This window comes from Cocleimonas flava, assembly GCF_004339015.1.
Classification (GTDB): domain Bacteria; phylum Pseudomonadota; class Gammaproteobacteria; order Thiotrichales; family Thiotrichaceae; genus Cocleimonas; species Cocleimonas flava.
The window spans coordinates 583,666-610,316 of sequence record NZ_SMFQ01000002.1 but is presented as its reverse complement, the minus strand read 5'-3'; the positions used below and the strand labels follow the sequence as shown (position 1 = coordinate 610,316).

21 protein-coding genes are annotated in these 26,651 nt (G+C 42.5%); 10 read left to right on the top strand and 11 right to left on the bottom strand.

What is annotated here, in order from left to right:
* Window positions 1–25 precede the first annotated feature (25 nt).
* Window positions 26–679 carry a glutathione S-transferase family protein gene (locus tag EV695_RS02795; protein ID WP_131904386.1) on the top strand — a complete coding sequence of 218 codons (654 nt, stop codon included), beginning with the start codon at window positions 26–28 and terminating at the stop codon, window positions 677–679.
* 239 nt (window positions 680–918) lie between these two features.
* On the opposite strand, the gene dauA is transcribed toward EV695_RS02795, so the two are convergent.
* Both dauA and EV695_RS02785 read right to left on the bottom strand, forming a co-directional pair.
* Window positions 919–2,637, bottom strand: coding sequence for a C4-dicarboxylic acid transporter DauA (dauA, locus tag EV695_RS02790; protein ID WP_131904385.1), 1,719 nt, complete (start codon window positions 2,635–2,637; stop codon window positions 919–921).
* A 517-nt stretch (window positions 2,638–3,154) separates the two neighbouring features.
* Window positions 3,155–4,021 carry a M90 family metallopeptidase gene (locus EV695_RS02785; protein ID WP_131904384.1) on the bottom strand — a complete coding sequence of 289 codons (867 nt, stop codon included), beginning with the start codon at window positions 4,019–4,021 and terminating at the stop codon, window positions 3,155–3,157.
* A gap of 197 nt (window positions 4,022–4,218) precedes the next feature.
* Here EV695_RS02785 and dnaE point away from each other — a divergent pair, with 197 nt between their 5' ends.
* The gene (gene dnaE, locus EV695_RS02780; RefSeq protein WP_131904383.1) at window positions 4,219–7,710 is read left to right on the top strand and encodes a DNA polymerase III subunit alpha; all 3,492 of its coding nucleotides are present in this window, start codon (window positions 4,219–4,221) and stop codon (window positions 7,708–7,710) included.
* Between the two features lie 8 nt (window positions 7,711–7,718).
* Here the strand turns inward: dnaE and EV695_RS02775 are convergent, their stop codons facing one another.
* The gene (locus tag EV695_RS02775; RefSeq protein WP_131904382.1) at window positions 7,719–8,249 is read right to left on the bottom strand and encodes an autotransporter; all 531 of its coding nucleotides are present in this window, start codon (window positions 8,247–8,249) and stop codon (window positions 7,719–7,721) included.
* Window positions 8,250–8,385: 136 nt separating this feature from the next.
* Window positions 8,386–8,760: a metalloregulator ArsR/SmtB family transcription factor gene (locus EV695_RS02770; protein WP_243651443.1), complete on the bottom strand. Its 375-nt coding sequence runs from the start codon at window positions 8,758–8,760 to the stop codon at window positions 8,386–8,388.
* A gap of 188 nt (window positions 8,761–8,948) precedes the next feature.
* On the opposite strand from EV695_RS02770, the gene EV695_RS02765 reads away from it, so the two are divergent.
* Window positions 8,949–9,950 carry an ArsJ-associated glyceraldehyde-3-phosphate dehydrogenase gene (locus EV695_RS02765; protein WP_131904381.1) on the top strand — a complete coding sequence of 334 codons (1,002 nt, stop codon included), beginning with the start codon at window positions 8,949–8,951 and terminating at the stop codon, window positions 9,948–9,950.
* Window positions 9,951–9,976: 26 nt separating this feature from the next.
* Window positions 9,977–11,203 carry an organoarsenical effux MFS transporter ArsJ gene (gene arsJ / locus EV695_RS02760; RefSeq protein ID WP_131904380.1) on the top strand — a complete coding sequence of 409 codons (1,227 nt, stop codon included), beginning with the start codon at window positions 9,977–9,979 and terminating at the stop codon, window positions 11,201–11,203.
* A gap of 232 nt (window positions 11,204–11,435) precedes the next feature.
* Here arsJ and EV695_RS02755 read toward each other — a convergent pair whose 3' ends face one another.
* Genes EV695_RS02755 through exbB form a run of 3 tightly spaced genes read right to left on the bottom strand, consistent with a single transcriptional unit; the run spans window position 11,436 to window position 13,355 of the window.
* Window positions 11,436–12,464, bottom strand: a complete 1,029-nt coding sequence (locus EV695_RS02755) for an energy transducer TonB (RefSeq protein ID WP_243651441.1) — start codon at window positions 12,462–12,464, stop codon at window positions 11,436–11,438.
* Window positions 12,465–12,502: 38 nt separating this feature from the next.
* Window positions 12,503–12,877, bottom strand: a complete 375-nt coding sequence (locus tag EV695_RS02750) for an ExbD/TolR family protein (RefSeq protein ID WP_165874598.1) — start codon at window positions 12,875–12,877, stop codon at window positions 12,503–12,505.
* Window positions 12,864–13,355: a TonB-system energizer ExbB gene (gene exbB, locus EV695_RS02745; RefSeq protein WP_341539022.1), complete on the bottom strand. Its 492-nt coding sequence runs from the start codon at window positions 13,353–13,355 to the stop codon at window positions 12,864–12,866. Before exbB ends, EV695_RS02750 begins: the two co-directional genes overlap by 14 nt.
* A 146-nt stretch (window positions 13,356–13,501) precedes the next feature.
* Between exbB and EV695_RS02740 the strand changes: the two genes are divergently transcribed.
* The 4 genes from EV695_RS02740 to EV695_RS02725 all read left to right on the top strand — a co-directional run bounded on the left by EV695_RS02740 (window position 13,502) and on the right by EV695_RS02725 (window position 18,995).
* Window positions 13,502–14,515, top strand: a complete 1,014-nt coding sequence (locus tag EV695_RS02740; protein ID WP_131904377.1) for a Fe(3+) ABC transporter substrate-binding protein — start codon at window positions 13,502–13,504, stop codon at window positions 14,513–14,515.
* A gap of 223 nt (window positions 14,516–14,738) precedes the next feature.
* Window positions 14,739–17,066, top strand: a complete 2,328-nt coding sequence (locus tag EV695_RS02735) for a TonB-dependent receptor (protein ID WP_131904376.1) — start codon at window positions 14,739–14,741, stop codon at window positions 17,064–17,066.
* Window positions 17,067–17,187: 121 nt separating this feature from the next.
* Window positions 17,188–18,291 carry an alpha-hydroxy acid oxidase gene (locus EV695_RS02730; protein WP_243651440.1) on the top strand — a complete coding sequence of 368 codons (1,104 nt, stop codon included), beginning with the start codon at window positions 17,188–17,190 and terminating at the stop codon, window positions 18,289–18,291.
* A gap of 23 nt (window positions 18,292–18,314) precedes the next feature.
* On the top strand, window positions 18,315–18,995 hold the full coding sequence (locus EV695_RS02725; protein WP_131904374.1) for a Fe2+-dependent dioxygenase: 681 nt from the start codon (window positions 18,315–18,317) through the stop codon (window positions 18,993–18,995).
* A gap of 108 nt (window positions 18,996–19,103) precedes the next feature.
* Here EV695_RS02725 and EV695_RS02720 read toward each other — a convergent pair whose 3' ends face one another.
* Entirely contained in the window at window positions 19,104–20,303 is a 1,200-nt protein-coding gene (locus EV695_RS02720; RefSeq protein WP_131904373.1) for a zinc-binding metallopeptidase family protein, read from the bottom strand.
* Window positions 20,304–20,765: 462 nt separating this feature from the next.
* On the opposite strand from EV695_RS02720, the gene EV695_RS02715 reads away from it, so the two are divergent.
* Window positions 20,766–22,889 carry a DUF5011 domain-containing protein gene (locus EV695_RS02715; protein WP_165874597.1) on the top strand — a complete coding sequence of 708 codons (2,124 nt, stop codon included), beginning with the start codon at window positions 20,766–20,768 and terminating at the stop codon, window positions 22,887–22,889.
* A 111-nt stretch (window positions 22,890–23,000) separates the two neighbouring features.
* Here the strand turns inward: EV695_RS02715 and acuI are convergent, their stop codons facing one another.
* Together acuI and acuR are read right to left on the bottom strand one after the other, a co-directional pair.
* Window positions 23,001–23,993 carry an acrylyl-CoA reductase (NADPH) gene (gene acuI, locus EV695_RS02710; protein ID WP_131904371.1) on the bottom strand — a complete coding sequence of 331 codons (993 nt, stop codon included), beginning with the start codon at window positions 23,991–23,993 and terminating at the stop codon, window positions 23,001–23,003.
* A gap of 81 nt (window positions 23,994–24,074) precedes the next feature.
* Complete coding sequence (gene acuR / locus EV695_RS02705; protein ID WP_131904370.1) at window positions 24,075–24,716, bottom strand: acrylate utilization transcriptional regulator AcuR; 642 nt, start codon at window positions 24,714–24,716, stop codon at window positions 24,075–24,077.
* A 41-nt stretch (window positions 24,717–24,757) separates the two neighbouring features.
* Here acuR and EV695_RS02700 point away from each other — a divergent pair, with 41 nt between their 5' ends.
* Window positions 24,758–25,747, top strand: a complete 990-nt coding sequence (locus tag EV695_RS02700; RefSeq protein WP_131904369.1) for a Rossmann-like and DUF2520 domain-containing protein — start codon at window positions 24,758–24,760, stop codon at window positions 25,745–25,747.
* Here the strand turns inward: EV695_RS02700 and EV695_RS02695 are convergent.
* Window positions 25,737–26,636 (bottom strand): radical SAM protein, encoded by a 900-nt coding sequence (locus EV695_RS02695; RefSeq protein WP_131904368.1) that lies wholly within the window; start codon window positions 26,634–26,636, stop codon window positions 25,737–25,739. The two genes, EV695_RS02700 and EV695_RS02695, sit on opposite strands and share 11 nt — an antisense overlap.
* Window positions 26,637–26,651: the final 15 nt, after the last annotated feature.

The following is a 26,651-nucleotide window of genomic DNA, read 5'->3' as shown; positions in this document are numbered from 1 at the left end:
AACCTAAAAATACAGGTACACACTTATGTCAAAGCCACGTCTTATTAGTTTTAACGTATGTCCATTTGTGCAACGTAGTGTCATTTTAATGCAGGAAAAAGGCGTTGAATACGATATCGAATTTATTGATGTTTATAATCCACCAGAGTGGTTTTTAGAAATTTCTCCAACGGGTAAAGTGCCTGTATTACAAGTTGGTGATGAGGTTTTATTCGAATCGGCAGTCATCAGTGAATACCTTGATGAAGTTTACCCACCATCGCTTCACCCTGCGGACCCATTAACAAAAGCAAAGAACCGTGCCTGGATAGAATACAGCTCGGGGCTTTACTCTGGCACATTTCAATTATTGATGGCAAAAACCAAAGAAGATGCGGATAAAGTCATTGCAGAAATGATTAAAAATTTAGAAGGGTTTCAAAAAGCCAAACAGGCAGAGCCTTGGTTTAACGGCGAAGCGTTTTCATTGGTTGATATTGCTTCTGCTCCTTTCTTCATCCGCGCTGAATTTTTCAAAACGCATTTTCAAGTCGATGTTCTAAAAGACTTTCCTGTATTGCAACAGTGGTCAGCCTTAGTGCGTGAAAGACAAAGCGTTAAGGATTCAATTGTCGATGGTTTTGAGGAACTGTTGAAGAAAAGAATGGTTGCTAACGAAAGCTATTTAACGCAAGACTAATGAAAAAGGGCATAAATAAATCTCCCAGAAATAATGCCCTAAAATAAATGCCCCAAAGTAGGGGGGTGACATTTAAATACACCAAACTACAGTTAACACTGTTACTGGAAGTAAAAAAGACACCCCTCTACTTATGAATGATATTTATGCGGATATGCCTTCCCTTAGGGGCTGCATTAAATAACTATACTTTTGTCTCGATAAACATCGGTTTTATCGTTATCAGCACTTTTTGATCGTTAGTGTGCTTCAGTGCTCTCAAGCATTTGCTTAGCGATTGAAACGCCATCCGTTAACGTCCTCGAGAATTGAATTCTCCCAGGCTTATATCGGATGCCAGCACGTCGTAGTTTCAGAATCATTCTCGGTTGTAAGTTATTAATGACCAAACCTATTTTCTGCTTCTCAAGACTGTCTTTGATAGATTCCATGGCAATAATGGCGCTCATATCAAGCAAGTTGACTTTGGACATGTCGAGAATAATTACGCGTACATCCGGCGTTACCTGTGAAATAACCTGTAGCGCTTTTTGCGCCGAGCCAAAAAACAATGGGCCGTTAATATCATAGGCTGAAATATTATCTGGTAGCTCGCCATGTTCTCTAAACGCTTCATGGTTTTTCTCAACTCGGGTAGTGTTGGTCAGGCTAATACTTCTGCGAATAAATAACATCGCCGCCAAACCCATGCCGACCGCAACGGCTATCGTCATATCAAACAGCACGGTCAGAATAAAGCATAACAACAGCACGATAACATCATCTCTAGGGCCGATTTTTATGGTTCTAATAAAGTGCTTCGCTTCACTCATGTTCCAAGCAACCACTAATAATAATGCCGCCATCGAAGCCATTGGGATATAAGCAAGCAAGGGTGTAAGCGCTAGTATCGAAGCTAAAATAAACAAGCCATGCACAACCGAAGATAAGGGCAATGTGCCGCCTGCTTTTATATTGGCGGTGGTACGTGCAATCGCTGCCGTGGCAGGAATTCCGCCAAATAAAGGTGCAATTAAATTACCAATACCCTGACCAATCAATTCATCATTCGGGTTATGTTTTTTGCCCGACATGCCATCCGCCACAACGGCGCATAGCAGTGATTCAAGCGCCCCTAAAATCGCAATAGTGATTGCCGAAGGTAGCAGTAGCTTAACCAGTTCAAAACTAATGCCAATTGGTTTGCCATCTGCTCCGGCCAAGTTCCAGGGCCAGTCAAAGGCAGGCAGAAAGGGAGGGATACCATTGCCAGTCACGCCATTGGTATCATAATGAAATCGACTGCCGATCGTCGCTACTGAAAAATCCTGACTCATTTGACTGAGTAACCAAGCAACCACAGACCCTAATAGTAACGCTACCAAGTGCCCCGGAATTTTTGAATGCAAGCGCGGCCACAACAATAAGGTGGTAATAGTGAGCCCACCGATCAATAGTTCCTGCCAGTCAACACTCGGCAAGGCATGTATGATGAGAGAAAGCTTTTCCAGATAATCGCCATCCAGCGCTTCTATATCGAGCCCTAAAAAATCTTTGATCTGGAAAGTGGCAATTACGACACCAATGCCTGCGGTGAAGCCTATGACAACGGGATAAGGGACTATTTCAATCAGTTTCCCCAGCTTGCCGACACCCATGAGTATCAAAATAATACCCGCCATAAAACCACTCACCAGCAATCCGCCAATACCAAATTGATGAACAATAGGAAGTAACACAACGACAAATGCCGCAGTAGGACCAGATATATTAACCTTAGAGCCACCACTAATGGCGATCACAATACCGGCAACAATCGCCGTGTACAAACCATGTTGCGGCGGTACACCACTGGCTATGGCAAGTGCCATAGAAAGCGGCAGCGCAATAACACCAACCGTTAAGCCGGCAAGTATATTTGATTGAAAATCGGAATAAGTGGGCTTGCTAGATAGAGACTTTCTTAATGCTGAAAACAATGGAGTTTACCTTCAAAGATTTGATACTCGTTTTGTAAAAATGCGAGCAGTCATTGAATTTCTTCAAAGATGTTAACCGTTTAGGGTAGTACTCAAATAGTACTTAAAGCTCGCTGATTCGATTGTGATTCATGAATCTATTTCTAACCCGATAGAATGTGGGCGTTAAAATGCGTAACTTTGTCTATAGAGAGAACAATGTTATGGGACTTAAAAATTAATGGCTTTATCGCCATAAAATCCTCAAAAAGTATTTAAAACGATGTATCAGCAAGCATGACAATGCTTGTTTAGACTTTATATTTTAACAGATTTGCAATATGTTTTGGTTGATTTTATTTACTGTATGGTTAAATAAAAATTAAGTTAACCGCCAATAAATGCCTATCTCAGGCAAGTCATGGAAAATTAACAGTCATTAACGTTCAAAAGGCACCCCCCACCTTTGGGGCACTTTTTTATCTCCTCTCCGTTATCTCATCGATTTAGATAATCTTGCGCTTTGATATCCGTGCTCTTACACAATCAAACTAGGAATGACTGCTAACGTAACAACATCGCTTATAGCGTTTGCCACTGCCACATGGGCAAGGCGCTTTTTTTCTGGGTTTAATCTGTTTTGCAATGGCGCAACATCCTGACGATAGAAAGATTTCAAAGTCTCGTAAACCTCAGGGTGCTTGCGACATAACATACTGGGTCTTTCAAAAAAGTATTCTGTAGCAACCGCAAAAAACTCCATTGGGTTTGTCCCGCCGTAGTCTCTGATATTGCTTTGCTTGCGATGAATTTTGTCGATTTCTTTTCTAACTAAATCTAACCAGGGTACAGAGTACACATTGTCCGATAAGCGTTCAGGAAAGCCATCTAGACCACCATCGACAGTATCCAGTAAATGCGAAAATTCATGCAGCGCCACATTCTTTTTATCCCGATCGTTGGAAAAACCATAATGCAAAGCGGGCTTGCTTAAAATCATCTGCCCTCTCATTGCACCAGTTCCGACCATGCCTTGAATACCCGAATCTGGTTGACCGAATTGTGAATGCTCATTAAATGAACCAGACACCAAAGACACCGTGTGTAAGTTCACGTAATACCAATCAGGAAAACGCCAAACGAGCATGATAGCGGCAGATGCAACCAGTAACTTATCTTGCTCAGTTACCTCAACATCGTGACCTATAATTTGAGTGGTTTGTAAAAACATCCCGGCTCGTTGTTCAAATACGCTTTTTTCTGTCTCATTCAAGGCAGCGTAAAAAGAAACATTTTGGGAGAGGAAGGTTCGCAGCTCATTACTCAGAGGTTTTAAGTCAACCGCGATGTCGTTTAAGCCAAATAATCGGGTAAAAAATTGTTTAACAGTTTCCAACAAGGACATAGCGCTTACCTGATCTAATGATTGTTATTATTATCAAGCATATAAGCCCTGATTGTTTCAGTTTTTTTCGAATAAAAACTGCCTAAAAGTAGGGGGGTATCATTTTTAATATCCTAAAATTACTTAAAATTAGATATACTATCTCCCTAAACACACCCCCCTACTTATAGCCCTTTTTTTGCTGGTATAGTTATTTAATGTCCTTTGTCCATCTTCGTTTACACACCGAATATTCACTAGTCGATAGTACCATTCGCATCAAACAGTTGATGCCCGTCGTGGAAGAGGGCGGTATGCCTGCGGTGGCGATGACGGATCAGAATAACTTGTTCGGTATGGTTAAGTTTTACCGCGCAGCACGTGGGGCTGGTATTAAGCCAATCTTCGGCGTGGATGTGATGCTTGTCGATGAAGAAGACGATACTTTGACTTATCACATGATCCTGCTGTGCCAGAACGATGCGGGTTACAAAAATGTTACGAAGCTGATTTCCCGTGCCTATATGGAAGGCCAAAAACTCGGCGTGCCACGTGTACAACGCGACTGGATTAAAGAAACCAGCGACGGCGTTATTATGCTTTCAGGCGGTCGTCAGGGCGATGTGGGGCATGCACTACTAGCGGGTAATAAAGAGCTGGCGCAGAAGCTTATCAATGATTGGAAAAGTGTTTTCCCCGATCGCTATTATGTGGAATTACAGCGCACTGGCAGAGCGGGTGAAAATGAGTATTTGCATGCTGCCGTAGCGCTTGCTGCTGAAAACGAACTACCTGTGGTCGCGACCAATGATGCGCGTTTTCTGACTCAGGATGATTTCGAAGCACACGAAGCACGTGTGTGTATCAACAGCGGTTATACCTTGGACGACAAGACGCGTCCGAAACATTATAGCGATCAGCAATACCTGCGTAGTGCGGCGGAAATGGAAGAGTTGTTTTCGGATATTCCCGAAGCGCTGGAAAACACCATTGAAATCGCTAAGCGCTGTAATGTTGAGCTGACTCTGGGTAAAAACTATTTACCAGAATTCCCGATTCCTGAGGGAATGACAGAAGGCGAATTCTTTGCACAAGAATCAGTAAAAGGCCTGGAAGAACGCTGGCCACATATCTTTGATGAAAGCGTGCTAAATAACCCCGAAGAGTTTGCCGAAAAACGTAAACCTTATGATGAGCGTCTGCAGGTTGAGCTAGACGTTATCAATGGTATGGGGTTCCCCGGTTATTTCTTAATCGTTGCCGACTTTATTCAATGGTCTAAAGACAATGATATTCCTGTCGGACCTGGTCGTGGTTCTGGTGCGGGTTCACTTGTCGCTTATGCATTAAAAATTACAGATATTGATCCACTTTTATATGATTTACTGTTCGAACGTTTCTTGAATCCTGAGCGTGTTTCGATGCCCGATTTCGATATCGACTTCTGCATGGATAAACGTGAAAAGACGATTGAATATGTGGCCGAAAAATACGGTCGCGAAAAAGTATCGCAAATCATCACCTATGGTTCGATGGCAGCAAAAGCGGTGGTGCGTGATTGTGGTCGAATCCTGAATCACCCTTATGGTTTTGTCGATCGTATCGCCAAATTGATTCCATTCGAAATGAAGATGACGCTTACCAAAGCGATGGATCAAGAGCCAGATTTAAAAGATCTGTACGAACAGGATGAAGAAGTAAAAGCCCTGATGGATCTGGCATTAAAGCTCGAAGGTTTAACCCGAAACGCGGGTAAACATGCGGGTGGTGTTTTGATCTCGCCTAGCAGTCTTGTAGACTTTACTCCGCTGTATTGTGAAGAAGGCGGAAGCATTGTTTCGCAATTCGATAAAGATGATGTTGAAGCGGTGGGTCTGGTTAAGTTCGATTTCCTCGGCTTAAGAAACCTGACAATCATCGACTGGGCAGTTAAGAGTATTAATACGCTCAAGGAAAAGAAAGGCGAAGCACCGATTCGCATAGAAGATATTCCACTCGACGATCACGCCTCATTTGAGTTATTGCGTGCGGCAAAAACCACCGCAGTATTCCAGCTGGAATCACACGGAATGAAGGAGCTTATCAAGCGCCTTCAGCCAGACGTTTTTGAAGATATTATCGCTTTGGTGGCGTTGTATCGTCCGGGTCCATTGCAATCGGGCATGGTAGATGACTTCGTTGCACGTAAAAAGGGTGATCAAAAAGTTACTTACCCACACCCTGATCTGGAGCCGATTCTAAAGCCTACTTACGGTGTAATCGTATATCAAGAGCAGGTAATGCAGATTGCACAGGTACTGGCTGGTTACTCGCTGGGTGGTGCCGACATGCTGCGTCGTGCGATGGGTAAAAAGAAGCCCGAAGAAATGGCGAAACAGCGCGAAATCTTCATGGAAGGTTCGGGTAAGAACGAAGTTGAACCAGCGAACGCGACTGAAATTTTCGACTTGATGGAATTATTCGCCGAGTATGGTTTCAACAAATCTCACTCGGCCGCATACGCCCTGGTTTCGTATCAAACAATTTGGCTTAAAGCGCATTATCCTGCGGCATTTATGGCAGCGGTATTGTCGGCAGATATGGATAACACCGAGAAGGTCGTGACTTTCGTCGATGACTGTCTGCAATTTGGTTTGGATGTTGTGGCGCCGGATATTAATCGCTCGCATTATCGTTTTATCAGTGAAGATGAAGGCAATGTGATTTTCGGCTTGGGTGCTATCAAAGGCGCAGGTGAAAGCGCTATCGCTGAGATCATCGAAGAGCGAGATAAAAATGGCCCATTCAAATCGATGGCTGAAATGTGCCAGCGTGTTAAATCAAGAAAGATCTCAAAGCGTATTTTAGAAACTCTGATCCGTGCGGGAGCGTTTGACAAATTAGGCACTAACCGTCGCAGTTTGATGGAAGGATTGCCAGAAATCGTACGTATCGCCAGTCAGCAACATCGCGATGATGATGTCGGTCAAAACGATCTGTTTGGTGGTTCGATAGCCGTAGAGCAAGATGAAAAAGTGACGCCGCATCTGGAAGAGTGGGACGAGAAAATTCGACTTCGTTACGAAAAAGACGCGATTGGTTTGTACATTACGGGTCATCCAATCAATGCGTATCAAGAAGAAGTTGAGCAGCTTCGTTCGCGAAGTCTAAAGCAAATGGCGGAAGACGACGGGCGTACCCGTTATTCAAAAAAACCAATCACTCTGGTTGGTCTGGTTTCTGCCATTCGTACTCAAACTACAGATAGAGGCAAGCGCGCCTTTGTTACTCTGGATGATAAAACCTCCTACTACGAAATCTTTATCTTCAGTAATGTCTATGAGCAATACGAAGATCTGATCAAAAAAGAAGAAGTGCTGGTTGTCGAGGGCTCATTAAATTCCGATTATGCCACTGGCGCAGTACGTTTGCGTATCGAGGCCTTGCACGATATCCAGAGTGCGAGAAATAGCTTTTTGCGTCGACTCACCTTGAGTGTCGATAAAAGCCAGACCGCCAACGGACTGCTGGACAAGCTCGATGAGTTGTTGCCAACGAAAACGCACGATGGTGAAGCTGGTGGTCAGTGCCCTGTTTTCATTAGCTACGAAACGGATAGTGAAAAGGCAGAATTGCGCCTTGGGCCTGATGTCAGCGCGCCATTGGCAGACGAAGATATCAAGTTACTGAAAAAAGCCCTGGGTGATGATCGGGTGAATCTAGTCTACTAATCAGGCATTTATTCCAGATTAGGCTTCGCGTATTCAAAATATTTTGAATTATCAAACAGCATACTTTCGTTAGATTCAGGATTCCATAAGCTTCGGGGTTGGTTAATCAAATCCCCCAGATAATAGTGAATCGCGCGTGAAGTCGCTTGCCCATAATTGGTAATCGAGTGAATGACGTCTGTATCCAGTTGCCCAACACACGGTGCTTCAAAATCAATGCGCTCAGTTTGTAGCAATTCACCATTTGACTGTTTCTTGTAGATCAGATTCGTTTCACAACCTTCGTAAAAACCAATGACTACCGGCATTTCATGTGAGTGGGGCGGAAACTGTAATCCAGGTGTTAGTTTGATGGAATAGATGGTCAGCTCGTTTGACGCATGCAGCAGTATTTCATCGTCATCTGTTACTGGCAGAATCTCAGCAAACCAATCTGGCTTACTTACTGTCTTTTTCAGTAATTCTGTCAACGCCTTTAGTGGTTTTGCAGAATGTGCAGCAGCTACGCTAGCGTTGATGAAGTCATCCAGACTCTCCATAAAATCCGCTCCTTATATTTGTGTATTCGTACGTTTTAGTCTGTATTAACGTGGTAAAGCCACCCCCCTACTTTGGGCGAGTTTTTTCTAACAAGTTACATTTATGACGAGTCAGGTGCTTCTTCTCTCGATAGCTCTAAATGCAAACACTAGCGCCATCGGGTAAAAGCGTCTTTTTGATTTTTGCTAAATCCGCTTTATAGGGTTCGTTATCAAAACAGCCTGAAGACAAGGCGAGTAATGTTTGATGACACCATGTCGGCATTTCAGGATGCAAACGATAAAAAATCCAGAGTCCTTTGCGATTATCCAGCAAAATTTTCTTTTCTCGTAATACTGCAAGATGTCGTGAAATCTTCGGTTGCACCATATTCAGTGCCTCTGTTAACTGGCAGACACACAATTCGTCTTCTTCAATCAGCAACATTAAAACGCGCAGACGGGTAGGATCAGAAAGCGCTTTGGTAAATTCTTCCGGAGTTATTTGTGAAGTAATCTGTGAAGTCATCATAGTGGCAAGAGTGTAACATTCAGTTAAATAAAGAGTGAGATAAGAATAGTGTAAAGAGCTGCAACTCTTGACGTAAATAGTCTCGATTATTAAATTTTTATGACAATAGTATATATGTTAATGCATATATCTGTTTTGGCGAATATACTACGTATCACTTTTATATGCATTATTGACGGAGTAATACTATGACAACAAGCATCGGAATTAATGGTTTTGGCAGAATGGGGCGTCTTGGTCTTCGTGCTGGCTGGGAAAATCAAAATTTTAACTTTGTTCACATCAACGAAATTAGTTGTGATGCTGCAACCTCGGCACACTTACTCAAGTTCGATTCGGTGCACGGAATATGGGGGCCAGAATGCGATAGTAGCGATGCTGGGAGTATCAGTATAGATGAATCAACCATTGCTTATAGCTCCAATCAGGCGATAGCGGATACCGATTGGTCAGGGTGTGAGATTGTCATCGAAGCAACAGGCAAGTTTAAAACAGTAGAGCAATTACAAGCCTACTTTGATCAGGGTGTTAAAAAAGTCATTGTTGCTGCTCCCGTTACTGGCGCTTTGAATATTGTTTATGGTGTTAACGATGATTTATATGATCCGAATGAACATGATTTAATCACGGCAGCTTCTTGCACCACCAACTGCCTCGCGCCAGTGATAAAAGTCTTGCATGAAAAAGTGGGCATTGTTCATGGCTCGATGACGACCATTCACGATATAACCAATACGCAGACCATTATCGATAAAGGCCATAAAGATTTGCGTCGTGCGCGTGCCTGCGGCGAGTCTCTTATTCCTACGACGTCAGGTTCTGCAAAAGCCATTATTCAGATTTTCCCCGAACTTGAAGGCAAATTGAATGGAATGGCGGTACGCGTTCCATTGCTAAACGCATCATTGACTGATCTTGTCATAGAAGCTTCTCGCTCTGTTACCGCAGAAGAAGTTAATGCTTATTTCAAAGAAGCGGCAGAAGGTGAATTAAAAGGTATTTTGGGCTACGAAGTACGCCCGCTGGTATCGGTAGATTATAAAAACGATCCGCGCTCTGGCATTGTTGACGCGCCTTCGACAATGGTTATTGATGGCAGGCAGCTTAAAGTTTTAATCTGGTATGACAATGAATGGGGCTATGTGAATCGCATGATGGATATAGCGAATAAAGTGGCGAGTCATTTATAAAAAAGTACTTATAGATTACAGATAACATGAATACTGATCTTAAAAACTACCTGGTCGTTACGGCAGGGTACTGGGCGTTTACGCTAACAGATGGCGCAATCCGCATGTTGGTAGTGTTGTATTTTCACATGCTCGGTTATTCGCCATTTGAAGTGGCAATGCTATTTTTGTTTTATGAGTTCTTTGGCATTGTCACCAATCTGGTTGGTGGCTGGATGGCGGCTCGCCTAGGGCTAAATGTCACGATGCATCTTGGTATGGCAATGCAAGTCGTAGCGTTGCTGATGCTGACAGTGCCCGACGCTTTGTTATCCGTAGCTTATGTGATGGCAGCGCAAGCGTTATCAGGCATCGCCAAAGATTTGAATAAAATGTCGGCCAAAGCCAGTGTGAAAACACTCGTGTCTTCGGGTACAGATACAAATTCAAAGCTGTTTAAATGGGTCGCTATTTTAACGGGCTCTAAAAACGCGCTCAAAGGCGTCGGCTTTTTTCTTGGTGCTTTATTGCTTGAAATTGCCGGTTTTCGTGTTGCTTTGGCAATACTCGCGGGTGGATTATTTATCATCTTGGTCATCACCTGGATAATGCTGCCAAATGAAATAGGTAAAGCAAAAGCAAAGCCTAAATTTACTCAGGTATTCTCTAATATCGCCGCAATAAACTGGTTGTCTGCGGCACGTTTCTTCCTGTTTGGTTCTCGTGATGTTTGGTTTGTTGTCGCTTTGCCGGTGTTTTTTTATGAAGTGCTACATTGGGACTTTATGAAAATCGGCGGCTTTATGGCGCTGTGGGTGATTGGATACGGTATTGTTCAGGCAAGTGCGCCGATGATACTAAAAGGTCATCATCCAACTGGTCGAACAGCGTTATGGTTAGCCTTAATGCTTGCCGCAATTCCAGCGGCAATAGCATTGGCGATGAGCTCATCTTTTTCTCCGTTTAATGCAGATAATCTCAGCAATGTAACGTGGATAGTGGTTATTGGTCTGCTGGTTTTCGGTGTCGCGTTTGCGATAAATTCGGCAGTACACTCGTACCTGATTCTTGCTTATTCAGATAATGACAAAGTTTCAATGAATGTAGGTTTTTACTATATGGCCAATGCGGGTGGTCGCCTTGCAGGGACAGTGTTGTCGGGCTTGGTTTATCAAAGCTATGGTCTGGTAGGATGTTTGTGGATTTCCGCTGCTTTTGTTCTGATGGCGGCTATTTTATCGCTGGGTTTACCAGCGAAAGCTGAATTGGAATAAAGTTATATTTGAATTAACGCATATAGTAAATTGCTTGAGATCGAATCAACTAATCTATCATTTACGTCTGAATAAGGGGTACTTCAAACTTCTTTGGGCACCCCCCTACTTATAGGCAGTTTTTTATTTAACTATTTCTGGATATGAATGCTGAAGCTATTTTCAAACAAATTTCTCTATTCATTTTAGTTAAGTCAATGAGTGCTGAATATTTGCTTCATGGGCTAGTGATTTACCTAAGTCGATAGGCGATAGGTATGATATAGCTCAGAGAGTTTTTCCTTAAAGCATCCGGAATAGGTGGGAAGCGACCTACTTTTTTCACTGCTGATAACGCTGCTTCATCAAGACTTTTCACGCCCGAAGATTGATGTATGCGTAAGCTAGAAATACTGCCATTTTTATTGATCGTAAATGAGACTTTTACCACACCTTCGTCGCGTCTTCTTTTGGCATTTCTTGGGTATATTTTCTTTCTTTCAATCTTAAGTCTAATTGTTCTCTGATAGCTTTTCTCGAGGTTAGGATTCGCTGATGCAGAAGCTTGTGATGGGCGTTGATTGGTAGCCTGTTTAACTGCTTGTTGTTGTGCCGGACGCGGTGGCGTTGGTTTGCGAACCACTTTTTTAGGTGGCGCTTTTTTCACTGCTTGTCGAACTGGTGGTCTCTTTTGGACGACTGGCTTTTTTTGAACAACGACCTTTTTCTTTACCACAGGTTTCTTTTTAACAACGGGCTTCTTTTTTGGCGGCGGTCTTTTTTTGACGACTTTCTTTTTGATAGCCTTCTTTTTAACGATCTTCTTTTTCTTAACTACCTTCTTCTTAACTTCCTTTTTAATGATCTTTTTCTTAATTGGGGGAGCAGGGGTTGGTTTGACCGTTTCAACAACGGGCTCAACAACGGGCTCAACAACAGGCTCAACGACAGGCTCAACGACAGGCTCAACGACAGGCTCAACGACAGGCTCAACGACAGGCTCAACGACAGGCTCAACGACAGGCTCAACAACAGGCTCAACAACAGGTTCAACAACAGGTTCAACAACAGGTTCAACAACAGGTTCAACAACAGGTTCAACAACAGGTTCAACAACAGGTTCAACGACAGGTTCAACGACAGGTTCAACGACAGGTGGCGTCGGAGTCTCTGTTTTAAACATGGTCATTTCCATGCTTATGCTTTCAGGCTCCGCAGGAGGCGGTGGGGTCTTCTGATACAGGAAATAACTTGCCGCTGCTCCGTGAACGAGAAGTGACAAGGCAAGGCCAATAATAGAGCGGAAAGTAAACAAGGGACTTATTTCTGTTTTGTGATGATGGAAAACTTGGCTAACTCAAGTTCTTTGAATGTATCAATGACGGTAACAAACTGGCCAAACTCAACACTGTGATCAACACGCAGATTGATCGGTGTCATTTTATCGATGCCAGATAGTTTGTCTTCAAGTTGTTCAGACGGTATTTCGACGTCATCAAAATACATAATCGAATCTTTATCGATGGCTATTTCGATCACTTTATCGTCATTTACCACTTCATTTGTTGAAGACTTTGGAACATCAATATTTAATTTACTAGACACCACAAACGTTGCGGTGGTTAGGACAATAGCAAGAAGTACCAACATAATATCGATAAATGGAATGACATTAATGGATTCAAACCGACGCATTATTTGCATCTCCAGTAATGTTTGCTCTGGCGCTATTCACTAAAGAAGATTGTTGGTGATTCTCTTTTTTCCAGCGCGTGGTAATGATATCTACTTTTCTTAATAAGGCGTTGTAAATCATGATCGCAGGGATGGCTACTAACAAACCGCCAGCAGTCGCTTTTAGCGCGAGTGATAAGCCAAGCATGATTGCGCTGGTGTCGATCTCTCCACCTTTTCCCAAGTCGTTAAATGTGATTAAAATGCCGAGTACTGTTCCTAACAAGCCGATATAAGGAGCATTTACGCCAATAGAGGAGATGGTGGTAAGACCGCGCGTTAAGGATATCTGTAGATCTTCTTCGATATCAAAGGTGTGCGTTTTAACACGGGTGTAGTAAATCCAGCGTTCGAGTGCAAACCATACAATGATGACACTCATCAGACCTAGTATTCCAAAAATACCATAATCCAGATTAACTTTAAGAAACTCGATCATTTTCGTAAACCATAACAAGAAAAACTTGTATTTTAGAAGAGAATGATTATCATTTGCAATATATTAAGGTGAATTTTTTAAATTTTATCGAAGTAGTGTGATCAATGCCACACTGATCGATCTGGTGAAAAGGTAAAGGCAGTAGTATGCGTGTTTTGGTGATTTTGTTTTTTGTATTGGCAGCAGGTCAGGTTTCTGCGAACAATGAAAATGTTGTGAATATTTATTCTTCAAGACAGTCTCAACTGATACAGCCTGTTTTAAAAGCGTTTACTAAAGACACAGGGATTAAGGTCAATCTGATTACTGGTAAAGATGATGCGTTGATTGAAAGAATAAGGCGTGAAGGTCCAAATACACAGGCTGATATACTGCTTACTGCCGATGCAGGAAGGTTGTCACGTGCGAAACAGGCGAAGATTCTTCAGCCGATCAAGTCTTCCATTCTGTTTCGAAGTATTCCTGCGAATTTACGCGACCCTGAAAATACCTGGTTTGGTCTGACCTATAGATCGCGTGTGATTTTTTATAAAAAGAGCACCATCAACCCTAATCAATTATCGACTTACGAAGATTTGGCGGATCCTAAATGGAAAGGGCGTATTTGTGTGCGTTCATCAGACAGCATTTACAATCAATCTTTAGTGGCTTCAATGATTGCAGCCAAAGGTATGCCTTTTGCAGAAAAATGGGTGAAGGGGCTTGTGAATAATTTCTCTAGAAAACCACAAGGTGGCGATCGGGATCAGATTAAAGCAGTTGCATCAGGAGCCTGTGATATAGCCATAGCCAATACCTATTATTATGCGCAGATGTTATTTGGTGGGGATAAGCGTCAAAAAGGTGCTGCGGAACAAGTGGGTATTTTCTGGCCGAACCAGGATGATCGCGGAGCGCATATCAATATCAGCGGAGCAGGTATAACGGCAGCTGCAAAACATAAAGCCAATGCCATTAAACTCTTAGAATACATGCTCGAGGATGTCGTTCAAGGTTGGTATTCAACGGTTAATGGAGAATATCCCGTCAAGCCCGGTGTACCTGCAGACACTCGTTTGCAAAAATGGGGTAAATTTAAAACGGATGCGTTGAATTTATCCAGTCTGGGAAGATTTAATGCGCAAGCTGTTCAAGCCATGGATAAAGGCCGTTGGCGTTAAATCACTGTTTCAGTGGATGTACTGATTCTCATATTTTCTAAGGTTAACTTTTTATTAGCATCTTTTTGAAGATCAATAGTTGACTTAGATCATTATTCAAATGATAATGATTGTCATTACCATGTATTACCCAACGTTTCTAAACGCTTTTCATAACGGGCAAGAAATTATTAGGCAAACATTTTTACTAATATTTTGACTATTGTTTTAGAGCCCCGTAACTATGAAAAAAAATATCAAAAAGCAGACTGTCTTAAGTCTGAGAAGTCCTATCATTACTCCTTCTAATAGCGCCATTATGCTAACTGCAACAGCAGCGGCTGTTTTAATGAGCGCTTCATCTGCAACAGCTGCAGAGAGTGTTGACGAATTAGAAGTGATTCAGGTTGAAGAAAAAGATCAGCGTGAAAATCCTTATGAAGAAGTTGGCGCGCCTTACAAAGCAAGAATTTCTGGTGATGACCGTCATGTAAAAGACTTGGCTGATACACCACAAAATATTACGGTACTTACGCAAACACAAATCGAAGATTCTGGACTTTCCGACTTAAGAGATATTTTAGAAGCTCAGCCTGGAATCACGCTAGGTACGGGTGAAAACGGTAATGCATTCGGTGACCGATATATTATTCGTGGTCATGAAGCACGCAGTGATGTGTTTGTTGATGGTGTGCGTGATCCTGGCATGACAACTCGTGAAAGCTTTGCCACAGAGCAAATTGAAATCACCAAAGGCCCAAGCTCTACATTTGCGGGTCGTGGTTCAACCGGTGGCGCTATTAACAGCGTAACCAAGCAGGCAAGCACAGAATATAACTTCAACGAGCTTCAGGTAGGTCTTGGTACCGATGCTTATAAACGTATCACCTTAGACAGTAATAAAAAGGTGAATGATGATGTCGCTGTTCGCGCTAATCTATTATATTCGGGTAAAGATATCCCAGATCGTTCGCCTGCAGATAAAGAGCGTACAGGTGTTGCTTTATCTGGTGCTTTCCGTGCCACTAAAAAGCTTAATTTCACCACAGATTTCTACTACCTCAAGGCAGAAGATACGCCAGATATGGGTAGCTATTTAGATTCTGTGACTGGCAAGCCTAATGATGATATCCCCGTTTATGTTCAAGACAGTGATTTCTTAAATTCTGAAGTTAAGACATTGACGTTTGGTACCAGCTATGACTTTACCGCCGATGTACGTCTTAAAAACACTCTGCGTTACGGTGAGACAGATAATGGCTATGTAACAACCAGTGCCCGTGGAACAAACCGTGCCGATTCTGATCCAGCAGCGCCAGGCGCAGACACAATTACACTAAGTTCACATCAGGGTTGGCAGGATGTTGATTACTTGGTGAATCAAACCAATTTGTATATTGATAAAGAATTAGGTAACACAAAACATCAATTTGTCGTTGGTTTTGAATATTCAGACATGAATGTAAAAAATGGTACGTACAATCTGACTAACAATGGCGTCAGCAATTGTGTAACCAATGGCAGAGGCGGAGCTTCTGACAGTTATTGTTTAACCAACGCAGATGGTAGTGTTGTTGATAATATTGGTGGATTTTTAGATAGAGACGTTACAAAAGGCTCATACGACACTGATTATTCGGTAGAAACATTGTCACTGTCATTGATGGACACCATTACCTTTAATGACAAATGGTCAATATTCTTAGGCGCTCGTGTTGATGACTTTGATTATCGAAATGATTTGCTAGGTCGTGGCGCAACAGATCCAGATCGTTATTCGTATTCAGATACCTTATTCAATGGGCACATTGGTGCGGTCTATAATTTTAACGATAAGGGCAATGCTTACTTAACCTTTAGTACCTCTAGTAACATCAACGGTGGTGAGTCAGATACATCAGGTTGTGGTTATGGTGGTGTTTGTAGTTCTATCAACTCTATCAAAAACAGTGAGCCAGAAAACACCCGCAACATAGAGCTGGGCACTAAATGGAATGTGATGGATGACAAATTGTTACTCACAGCCTCAGCATTTGAAATAACCAAAACAAATGTTATGGAAAGTGCGAGTGAATCTGACTATGACGCAGGTGAGAGCTTATTCAATGATGGCGAAAACCGAGTGACAGGTATTGAAGTATCTGCCGTAGGAAACATTACTGAAAAATTAAGCACGCAATTTGGTGCGGCAGTGATGAATTCAGAAGTGCTGAAATCTGGCGTTAACCCAGACAGTGAGGGCTTGGCATTGGCTAACTTTGCTGAAAAAAGCTTATTTTTACAAGTGGCGCATAAGACAACACCAAAGCTAACCTTGGGTGGTGGCGTTAAATACACGGGTAAAATGATAGCTGGTCAGCCAGATACAGGAACCAACTCATCTTATGTAATACCTAGTTCAACAGTTGTAAATGCTTTTGCTCGATACAACATCAATAAGAACATGGGTCTGCGTTTGAATGTGAATAACCTTCTTGATGAAGATTACTACACTGCCGGTTACCGAAGTGGCGCTTTGTTGTATAAAGGCGATGCGCGTAATGCAACACTGACTTTCGATTATGAATTTTAATCGCTAGTTTTATTTTTTAAAAAGTTTAACCCCGAACAGAAGGCTGGTTTTTTAACTGGTCTTCTGTTTTTTGGTATGTGGGATAATGACCTTTTAAACCAACATGAAATAAAAAATTAAAGTGAAGAAAAAATTAGAATCCATCCCAGCTACTCTCGTCAGCGTTCAAGACTACGAAAGCTTGTTTGCGGATTTTATTCCGCATCCTGTCTATGAATATATTGCAGGTGGCTCGGCGGATGATATTAGCCTTAAGAACAATCGAAATGCTTTCGATAGCATTTTGTTAAACAGGCGCGTGCTTGCTGATTTTTCTGCCGCTTCTACACGTACCGAAGTATTGGGTAAAACGGTTAAATACCCGATTATGCTCGCGCCGGTAGCGCATCAAAAGTTAGTACATCCTAAAGGAGAGATTGCCACTGCCGAAGCCGCTAATGTTTTAGACCTTGGCTTTATCGGCAGCACTTTATCGTCGGTTCCAATGGAAGATGTCGCTGATGCTTTGCAAGGTGAAAAGTGGTTTCAACTGTACTTTCAGGAGTCCCGAGACGCCACTTTGTCACTAATTCAGCGTGCTGAAAATGCAGGTTATAGTGCCATCGTTGTGACAGTAGATGCCGCAATAAATGGACTTAGAAATAGGGTGCAGCGTGCGGGGTTTACTTTACCTGCTGGCATGGAAGCGAATCTGGTTAACTATCAGTGTCCACCGCTTAAGAGTATTGAAGCAGATCAGAGCATAATCTTAAATGGAATAATGCGGGATTCACCGACCTGGCGAGATATTCAGTGGATACAATCTCAAACGAGTTTACCCGTTATCTTAAAAGGCATCACGAATTGTGAAGACGCCAAAATAGCAAAAGAGCTGGGTGTTGCAGGCATTGTGGTTTCTAACCATGGTGGTCGAACGCTTGATAGTGTGCCTGCAGCAATTGATGTGCTTGCCGATATTCGAGCGACGGTTGGAGATGATTTAACGCTGTTATTTGACAGTGGAATTCGACGTGGTTCAGATATTTTCAAAGCATTGGCCTTGGGCGCAGACAGCGTCTTAATTGGTCGCCCGCAGTTATATGGCTTATCAATTGCTGGCGCATTGGGTGTGGCGCATATTCTCAAACTGTTAATTGAAGAATTTGAAGTTACCATGGCGTTGATGGGGTGTGCGACGATCGATCAGATCACGCAAGATACTCTTTATTCAAAACAATCTATATAAACTAAACTTAAAAGTCATACACGATGTTATTACCTATTGCAGAAGTGCTAACTCAGAAAGAAGTAAAACAGTTTCGAGCACATATCGATAACGCGCCTTGGCAAGATGGCAAATTAAGCGCTGGCAGTCAGGCGTCTTTTGTAAAGTCGAATCAACAACTGGATGATAGCAACGAGATCACCCAATCCTTAAGCAATACGCTATTACATCGACTGCAAACTCATTCGACCTTTGTTTCTGCAACCCTGCCGTTTAAGTTTTATCCGCCTAAATTTAATCGTTATCAAAACAATGGAAGCTATGGTCTGCATGTTGATAGCTCGATCATGACAACACCAAGTCAGGAAACGATTCGAACAGATATTTCTGCCACGCTTTTTCTGACTGACCCCGATGAATACGAAGGCGGGGAGCTGATGATTGAAACGCAATATGGTGCTCAGGAAGTTAAGCTGAATGCAGGTGATCTAATTGTCTACCCTTCAACCAGTTTGCACGAAGTGAAACCTGTTACAAAAGGCAGTCGCATAAGCGCTTTTTTATGGGTGCAGAGTTTAGTCAAAAACAGTCAGCAACGTGAGATTTTGTTTGAATTGGATCAGTCTATTCAGGTATTAACCATGGATAGAGGGGCTGACGATGCTGAGGTGCGTAGGCTCAGCGGCGTATATCATAACTCGATTCGACAATGGTCTGAGTGTTAGCAGATACTGATCAGGCTATAAAAAGCCACCCCCCACCTTTGGGGCACTTTTTTGTCAAATCTGCAATCAAGCGGAAATAAAGCGTAAATAAAGCGAAACCTAGCGGATTTAGTGCTTACACTTCTTATGCTTATTTTTTGCTTTATATTTCGGTTTTGACGGCATTTGATCCAATCGATCGTGAATAGCGTGATGAATAAAGGATAATTTTGTGCGGACTGGCTCTGTTAGCACAAACGGATAAGCGTCATTCATCCCCATGCTGCGATTCAATGAATTGAGAATCACCGAAAAATCTATCCATGTATCCAGAATACTCTTAATCGATGTTTGTGCAGAAAAGAAGTATTCGTCCTGAGGTAGGTTTAAATCTTCAACCTCTTCGGTCTCTTCTTTATTTGCTGATGTTGAGCCAGTGATGGAAAAGTTTTTCGCCGTCTCCAGGGTATCCATAATATGCATATAGTGCGCCCAGGTTTCCGCCCAATCTTCATAGGGGTGCATCGTGGCATATTCGCTGATGAATTCTTTGCTCCAGTCTTTTGGCGAGCCTTCTTTGTAATGTCTATCTAGCGCTGCCTGATAATCCAGCTCATCGTCACCAAAATATTCTTTACACAAAGCGTGTTTTTTAGGGAACCCTAAAATCAATATATTGAAGTAGTAATGCCCTAGTTCATGGCGGAAATGCCCTAGCAAAGTGCGATATTGTTCGCCCATAGCCAGTTTGGTGTGAGATCGTGCAACCTCATTCGCTTCAGCAAGATTGATCGTAATATGGCCGCAATCATGGCCGGTAAATACCGTTTCTGAATCTTCTAATTTGGTCGCAAAATGATCTTTTACATCGCGGTCAGTGGTAAAGTCAAAACTTAAGCCATTATCTGGGTCTTCATGAGTATTGTGCAAAGGCAGGCAAAACTCTTTAAGCGTATACAAGGCGCGGCGTTTAGCTGTTTCCATTTTCTTCCACAGCGGAATGTGCTCAACAACGGTTAAATCCGGAATGGTTTCATTAAAGCGACAGGCGAAACATAGCACTTCGTCTTCGTTTTCTTCATCGGGTTCAAAGGTTTCCATATTAACCATGCCATTACACACTTTGTATTCAGCGTGGTTATCGCATTTTTGATAGCGAACCTCAGGCTTTCCATCCTTGTAGTAAAAGCCTGTTTCCTTGTTTAGATTAAAAGGCTCAACTTTCTCAAAATTGTCATCAATGCCAACTGTTCTGTGACAGGCGATACAACTACTGCTTTCAAAAAATAAAATCTGGTTATCTTTGCAGCTACAATTAAATGTTTTCATAATTATTCTATTTTAATTTTGAGAATGGATACAAATGTGGTGGATCAATTATCTGGTCTATTAGTGGATTCTCAAGCCTTTAATGCTAAGCCTTTTTAATAAACCTATAAAACAGAGGCAAGAATAAAGAATCGACTAGAAATTCTGTGTGCAGTTTATCCTAGTTTCAGTTCATTAAATGGTACGAATTTGAACTCATTTTGAGTGGGCTATGTATTACCAGATTTTCCTCAATCAGAAGTTATCTATCTAAATATAAAGGCACGCCTTCACTTACTGGCACTTTTTTAGAGATTGTTTATCTAGTCGATCTGGGCTCGTGTTTCTATAAGTAGTTTAGAAAGAGCGTATTTCCATTGATATGACACCCTCTACCATTCATTCACCTCATGCATGTATTCAACGTAAGTAATGGTTAGCATCCATCAAGTACCTTTATATAAATCCTTAAGGATGAAACAAATGATCAAACCCATGCCTAACGTTACACTTTTTCTTATTCTAATCGCGGGGCTGTCTCTCTCCGCTTGTGGGGGTGGGGGTTCGACTAATCAAAGCTCAAACACGAATAATTCAACGGTTGTATCTCAACCTAGAGTCATTACCCAGAGCAACCTCCTGACGGTTGATATGCTGGCTAGGTCAGACTTCTCTGCACCTACGGTAACGAGTAGTAATGGCTTTCTGACTATTACACATACGAGTGATGAAATTTCAGATGATAAGCATTTTCAATTCTTTCTGAATACGGACAATGATCCCGATACAGGCTTTCGATTTGATTCGACGCTTTGGGATGATACCGGCGCTGACTATGTCATAGAAGACGGACTCTTGTTTGAAAAAAATGGCCAGTTTGATAGTGCCTGGACATGGAATGTCGACGTAGGTGATATTGAATATACAAAAACCTCTTCATCAATCTCGGCAGTTATCAATCAGAACCTGTTAACAGGGTTAACTCCTCAAATTAGAGTCGGTTTTGTGATTAGAGATGAAAATTGGAACGTGCTTTCTATATGGCCGGGTTCAAGCCTTATGGCTCAGTACAGTATCGACGTAACGCCACCAGTCGATACCACAGCGCCAGTGATTTCATTAAATGGTGCGAGTACCTTTAAAGTACAGAAAGACACTGTTTTCAATGATCCGGGTGCAACCGCTACGGACAATATTGATGGCAATTTAACGTACAGTATTTTTGCCACGTCAAATGTTGATACCTCACAAACTGGCACCTATAGCATTGTCTATAAAGTGACTGATCAGGCAGGCAATCAGGCAGAAGTGTCCAGAACGGTTATTGTGTTACTAGAAACAGCGAGCGGTATTGCGATTGATGGTTCGATAAGCGATTGGCAGGATATCAATGTATTCGCTGAAACTAGCAATGGCACGATCAAAGTTACTGATAGTTATGAAAACCTGTATGTGATGATTGATGGCAGTGCGTCGGATCGATATACACAGCTATTTCTCGATGTTGATAATAACTCTGCAACTGGTTTCCAGTTCTCCGGGTCTGTTTGGAATCAGGGTGGTGCGGATTATATGGTTGAAAATAGAGACCTGAGTAAATCAAAATCCAACGATAGTTATTGGTCATGGGATTATCACGTTGCCGATATTATCTTTTCTCGACAAAATACCATCATAGAAATGGCGATCCCAAAAAGTTCGCTGGAAAATCTGGGTGATTCAATTAATTTAGGTTTTGTGTATCGTGATGCAGACTGGAATACGACTTCGGTTATTCCCGAGAGTAATTTAAGTCAATATATCTTGATCAATAATACTCCTGGCGAACCTCAGGTGCAGGTGAATGAAGTCAGTATTATTTCGTTTTGTGGCAGCCTATGGGGTACGGATGGCAGCGCAGTAGGTACAACTGAGTTATTTGAAGCGAATGATGAATACATTGCCCATTTAGCAAATATAAATGCAGGTTCTATCGACGCAAGGGAATACAAAGGCAACTGGTACACACTTTACAAAAACAAATTCTCAACCCCGACTGACCCTAAATTTACGGTTCTAAAATACGATGGGCAGTCGACTCGTGTGTTATTAGATGATATTGATTTTTACGGCTCACCGGCTGGTGAAGTTGCTTCTCGATCAATGACCTTTTACAAAAACGATTTATATTACATCGATGATAGTGGGATATGGAAAGTTGCTCTCAATCAGGAAAATACCAGCCCTGTTTTGATTAAAAGATTTAGTTATGGTTTGACGGAATTGGCAAGTACAAATGATTACATCATTTATCGAGTGCTTGGTCTTAATTGGTCTTACAAGCCATCAACAGGTAAACATGAGTTATTGATAGATAATTCAAGACTAGGTTTTCTAGCGCCGAGTTATGTCGATAATTTATTAAACGATGGGAATATTGCTTACTTCCTTGATAAAACAGATGCCACAAGATTTTATCAAACAGATGGAACGGCAGCAGGCACTCAAGTGACCACTTTCGACCCGAGCTCACCTCGTATTCCGGCACATATTATTGGAAGCAATGCCACTGAATTATGGATTGAAGATACCAATGGTTTAAAAACCATTCTAGGTAGTTGCGACTAGTATTGGGCAAAGCCACCTCCCCACTTACAGGCACTTTTTTAGTGTGATTCATCTCCAGTAACAAAAAAGCCCATCTAATAAGATGGGCTTTTTAAATACCGAATGGATGTTTTATGCGTTCACATCAACAACCACACGTCCACGTACTTTTCCTTCCAGCAACTGACCAGCAACATCGATTGCTTCAGATAGAGCGATTTTTTTCACGACTTTCTCATAAACTTCCGGCGAGAGTATTTCCGCGATTTTATCCCAGGCTTCCTGACGTTTTGCAAGCGGTGCATTTACGCTATCAACACCAGCAAGCGTGACGCCACGCAAAATAAATGGCATGACTGTTGCCGGTAAATCAAAGCCTTGGGCAAGTCCGCAAGCCGCTACAGTTCCGCCGTATTTGGTTTGAGCACACGCGTTAGCTAGTGTGTGACTGCCGACTGCATCGACAACACCTGCCCAGCGTTCTTTATCCAGTGGTTTGCCTGGCTCTGATAACTCAGAGCGATTGATGCTTGATTTTGCACCTAATTCAGTGAGGTAATCCATTTCTTCTGGGCGGCCTGTTGAAGCAACAACATCATAGCCATAAGCAGAAAGAATCGCGATGGCAAAACTGCCCACTCCACCATTTGCTCCAGTCACTAGGATCTCGCCGTCTTCTGGCTTCACGTCATGTTTTTGCAGTGCCATAACACATAGCATTGCCGTATAACCTGCGGTGCCGATTGCCATTGCCTGATACGAATTTAAACGTTCTGGCTTGGCGATGAGCCATTCACCTTTTACCTTGGCTTTTTGAGCGAGTCCGCCCCAATGTCCTTCGCCAACGCCCCAGCCATTAAGAATAACTTTGTCGCCTGTTTGCCAGTTGGGGTTTGAGCTTTCAGAAACGGTACCAGCGAAATCGATACCAGGAACCATTGGGTATTTTCTGACAACAGGGGCTGCGCCAGTAATTGCTAATCCATCTTTGTAGTTGAGTGTTGAGTAATCGATATCAACAATCACATCACCATCTTCAGGTAGTTGTGATTCATCGATTGTTTCTAAGCTAGCGCTAACTTTCTTATCTTCGCTTCTGTTGATTAATAGGGCGTTAAAGGACATCTTTGTTCTCCAATATAAATAGTAATTTACTTGTTTGTTTCTTAGCTTCTTTTTTCTTGCTTAGTTGCTTAGTTGCTTTGGCTACGGAAGGAGCTTAAAGAATTGCTGTGAAAACAGCTCCATCGGTTGTTTGTCTTGAGTGAGTTTGGCGCGCATGACTGCACCTTCCCAGCTGATCCAGAAGAAATCCGCTAATTCATCGCTATCCGCTGTCTTTGCCAGTGTGCCTTCGGTTTTTGCCAGTTCGAGGCAATCGGCAATCAGTGACTTCCAGTTATTGAATGCCTTGTTGAGTTTCTCTCTGAATTGCTCGTGTGATGATCCCAGTTCCAGAGTGAGGTTACCCACCAGACAGCCACGCTTAAAATCGTAACGTTCAACACCTTTTATCGCATCGTCGACAAACGCTTTTAGACGTTCTAGCGCAGGTAGCTCTTCATTCAGCAAATGCTTCTTGAGTTTGTGGATAAAGAATTGCGAATATTCTTCAAGCACCACATAGCCATAAGCTTCTTTGTTTTCAAAGTAGTGATAAAAGGAGCCTTTGGGCACATTAACTTTCTTCAGGATTTGATCTAATCCGGTACTGTTAAAACCTTGTTCGGTGAGTAATTCCATGCCACAACGAATCAATGCTTCACGAGTGTCGTCAAAGCCAAGTCCGCCTTTGGCTGGTCTTCCGCGCTTTTTGGTGCTTACTTTTGAGTCAGATTTAGTAGTCATGTTGTATTTATAGACCGACCGTCTAGTAAAGTCAAATATGCATGAAAATTAGAGAAAATATGCTGAGTTTAGATCGAGTATGTGATACTTCTGGTCTCGGACAATTTCTATCAATGGTTGATCGCATGACAAAACTGAAACTGAGTATTATCGGCTGTGGCAATGTGGCTAAAACACTGGGCTATCTGTGGCATAACGCCGCGGTGGTTGAAATGTGTGATGTGGTTAATCAATCTCAACAAAGTGCACATGACTCGGTGGCATTCATTGGCGCAGGGAATCCGCTAGATTCGTTGTCTGGCTTGCAAGCAGCGGATGTGTTTTTAATCGGCTGTGGCGATGATCAATTGGAACACTGTATCAATCAGCTCGCAGAAACCGGAGTGGTTAAAGCTGGAAATATTGTCTTCCATTGCAGCGGCTCGAAACCCGCTTCGATAATTAACGCTGAAAAAAGTGCCCCAAAGTGGGGGGGTGTAGTTACCGCTAGCCTTCACCCTGTGAAAAGCTTTTCTAGCCCAAAAGAAGCGATTAAAAGCTTTGCAAACACGTATTGTGGGTTTGAAGGGGATGAGCAAGCAGTTACGGTTTTAAAAAAATGGGTCGAGGTCATTGATGGCGTTTGCTTTGATATCGACGCAGGAGAGGACGGCAAGAATAAACTCATTTATCACGCAGCGAGTGTGATCGCTTGTAATTATCTGGTCGCATTGCAGGAGTTAAGCATCCATGCGTTTGCTCAAAGTGGTGTCGACCGAGAAATGGCGATGAAAATTCTCGAGCCGATTGTCAAAGGCACGGCCGATAATATTTTTGCGATGGGGACTGCCAATGCTTTAACGGGACCGATTGCTCGTGGCGATTATCAAGTTGTTTCAAAGCAGTTACAGGCAGTCAATGACTGGAATACCTCGGCAGGTGAAATCTATAAATTACTTGGGGAAATAAGCGCTGATTTATCAGAAAAGCAAGGTTCTGCTGGTAAAGAAAATCTGCAGAAAATAAGGGATATTTTAAACGCTAAAAGCTAGTCACTTGATGCTGGATTTCAGGGTGTGCTTTAAAGTGTTGAATAGCATCATCGATATCATCCAGCATGTTCTGTTTGTCTTTACCAAGAACGCCTTTTAAAACCAGATGATTCGAAACATGGTCACTGCGGAAAATAGATTTTTCTAGCTTCGTATGCTCGATAAAAGTACGCATTTCTTCGCACAGCTCTGCGGTATTGAGTGGAGTAAATGTACCGCCAAAACCCGCTTCTACTTTTTCTTTACCATGGCTGAAAAAGAGCACCAGCGTTGCTACATAATCGGGCTGTGTCGCATTGACCAATTCTGCTGATCTAATCGCATGTTGCTTCGAATATTCTTTACCACCCATGCCATTGATGATCATTACTGATGATTTGATATTCGCCGCTTTGGCTTTGAGTATGGCATCTTTAGTCGATTCGAATGTTTCGCCCTTATTGATCTTTTCAAGCACTTCGTCATCGCCAGATTCGGCGCCGATATAAATCAGCGATAAGCCTAGGTCGCGTAGTTCCTGGAGTTCTTCAACGGTCTTTCGTTTTATGTTTCTAGGCAGGCAATAGGCCGATACACGAGTTACCGAAGGTAAGTGTTCTTTGATTGCTTCCAGTATGGTTTTAAGGCGGCGAACCGATAATGCCATAGCATCACCATCACCAAGAAAAACACGGCGAATCTGCCCAAGTTGTTGGCCACAGCGTTTGATTTCTTCTAAGACTTTGTCTTCGGATTTGGGTGCAAATTTCTTTTGTGGCGCGGTGTACATTTCACAAAATGTACAGTTATTCCAGCTACAACCATTCGTCACTTGTAAGATCAGTGAGAGCCCTTCGCTGGGCGGGCGAAAAACCGGTTCGATATAGGTTACGGGTGGTTGGCTAAACATAGGGAGTATCTATTC

What these genes read in the sequence shown, in the direction of transcription:
- EV695_RS02795 (WP_131904386.1), top strand. Translation starts at nt 26, where the DNA reads ATGTCAAAGCCACGTCTTATTAGTTTTAACGTATGTCCATTTGTGCAA.
- EV695_RS02785 (WP_131904384.1), bottom strand. Translation starts at nt 4,021, where the DNA reads ATGTCCTTGTTGGAAACTGTTAAACAATTTTTTACCCGATTATTTGGC.
- dnaE (WP_131904383.1), top strand. Translation starts at nt 4,219, where the DNA reads ATGTCCTTTGTCCATCTTCGTTTACACACCGAATATTCACTAGTCGAT.
- EV695_RS02775 (WP_131904382.1), bottom strand. Translation starts at nt 8,249, where the DNA reads ATGGAGAGTCTGGATGACTTCATCAACGCTAGCGTAGCTGCTGCACAT.
- EV695_RS02770 (WP_243651443.1), bottom strand. Translation starts at nt 8,760, where the DNA reads ATGATGACTTCACAGATTACTTCACAAATAACTCCGGAAGAATTTACC.
- EV695_RS02765 (WP_131904381.1), top strand. Translation starts at nt 8,949, where the DNA reads ATGACAACAAGCATCGGAATTAATGGTTTTGGCAGAATGGGGCGTCTT.
- arsJ (WP_131904380.1), top strand. Translation starts at nt 9,977, where the DNA reads ATGAATACTGATCTTAAAAACTACCTGGTCGTTACGGCAGGGTACTGG.
- EV695_RS02750 (WP_165874598.1), bottom strand. Translation starts at nt 12,877, where the DNA reads ATGCGTCGGTTTGAATCCATTAATGTCATTCCATTTATCGATATTATG.
- exbB (WP_341539022.1), bottom strand. Translation starts at nt 13,355, where the DNA reads ATGATCGAGTTTCTTAAAGTTAATCTGGATTATGGTATTTTTGGAATA.
- EV695_RS02740 (WP_131904377.1), top strand. Translation starts at nt 13,502, where the DNA reads ATGCGTGTTTTGGTGATTTTGTTTTTTGTATTGGCAGCAGGTCAGGTT.
- EV695_RS02735 (WP_131904376.1), top strand. Translation starts at nt 14,739, where the DNA reads ATGAAAAAAAATATCAAAAAGCAGACTGTCTTAAGTCTGAGAAGTCCT.
- EV695_RS02725 (WP_131904374.1), top strand. Translation starts at nt 18,315, where the DNA reads ATGTTATTACCTATTGCAGAAGTGCTAACTCAGAAAGAAGTAAAACAG.
- EV695_RS02720 (WP_131904373.1), bottom strand. Translation starts at nt 20,303, where the DNA reads ATGAAAACATTTAATTGTAGCTGCAAAGATAACCAGATTTTATTTTTT.
- EV695_RS02715 (WP_165874597.1), top strand. Translation starts at nt 20,766, where the DNA reads ATGATCAAACCCATGCCTAACGTTACACTTTTTCTTATTCTAATCGCG.
- acuI (WP_131904371.1), bottom strand. Translation starts at nt 23,993, where the DNA reads ATGTCCTTTAACGCCCTATTAATCAACAGAAGCGAAGATAAGAAAGTT.
- acuR (WP_131904370.1), bottom strand. Translation starts at nt 24,716, where the DNA reads ATGACTACTAAATCTGACTCAAAAGTAAGCACCAAAAAGCGCGGAAGA.
- EV695_RS02700 (WP_131904369.1), top strand. Translation starts at nt 24,758, where the DNA reads ATGAAAATTAGAGAAAATATGCTGAGTTTAGATCGAGTATGTGATACT.
- EV695_RS02695 (WP_131904368.1), bottom strand. Translation starts at nt 26,636, where the DNA reads ATGTTTAGCCAACCACCCGTAACCTATATCGAACCGGTTTTTCGCCCG.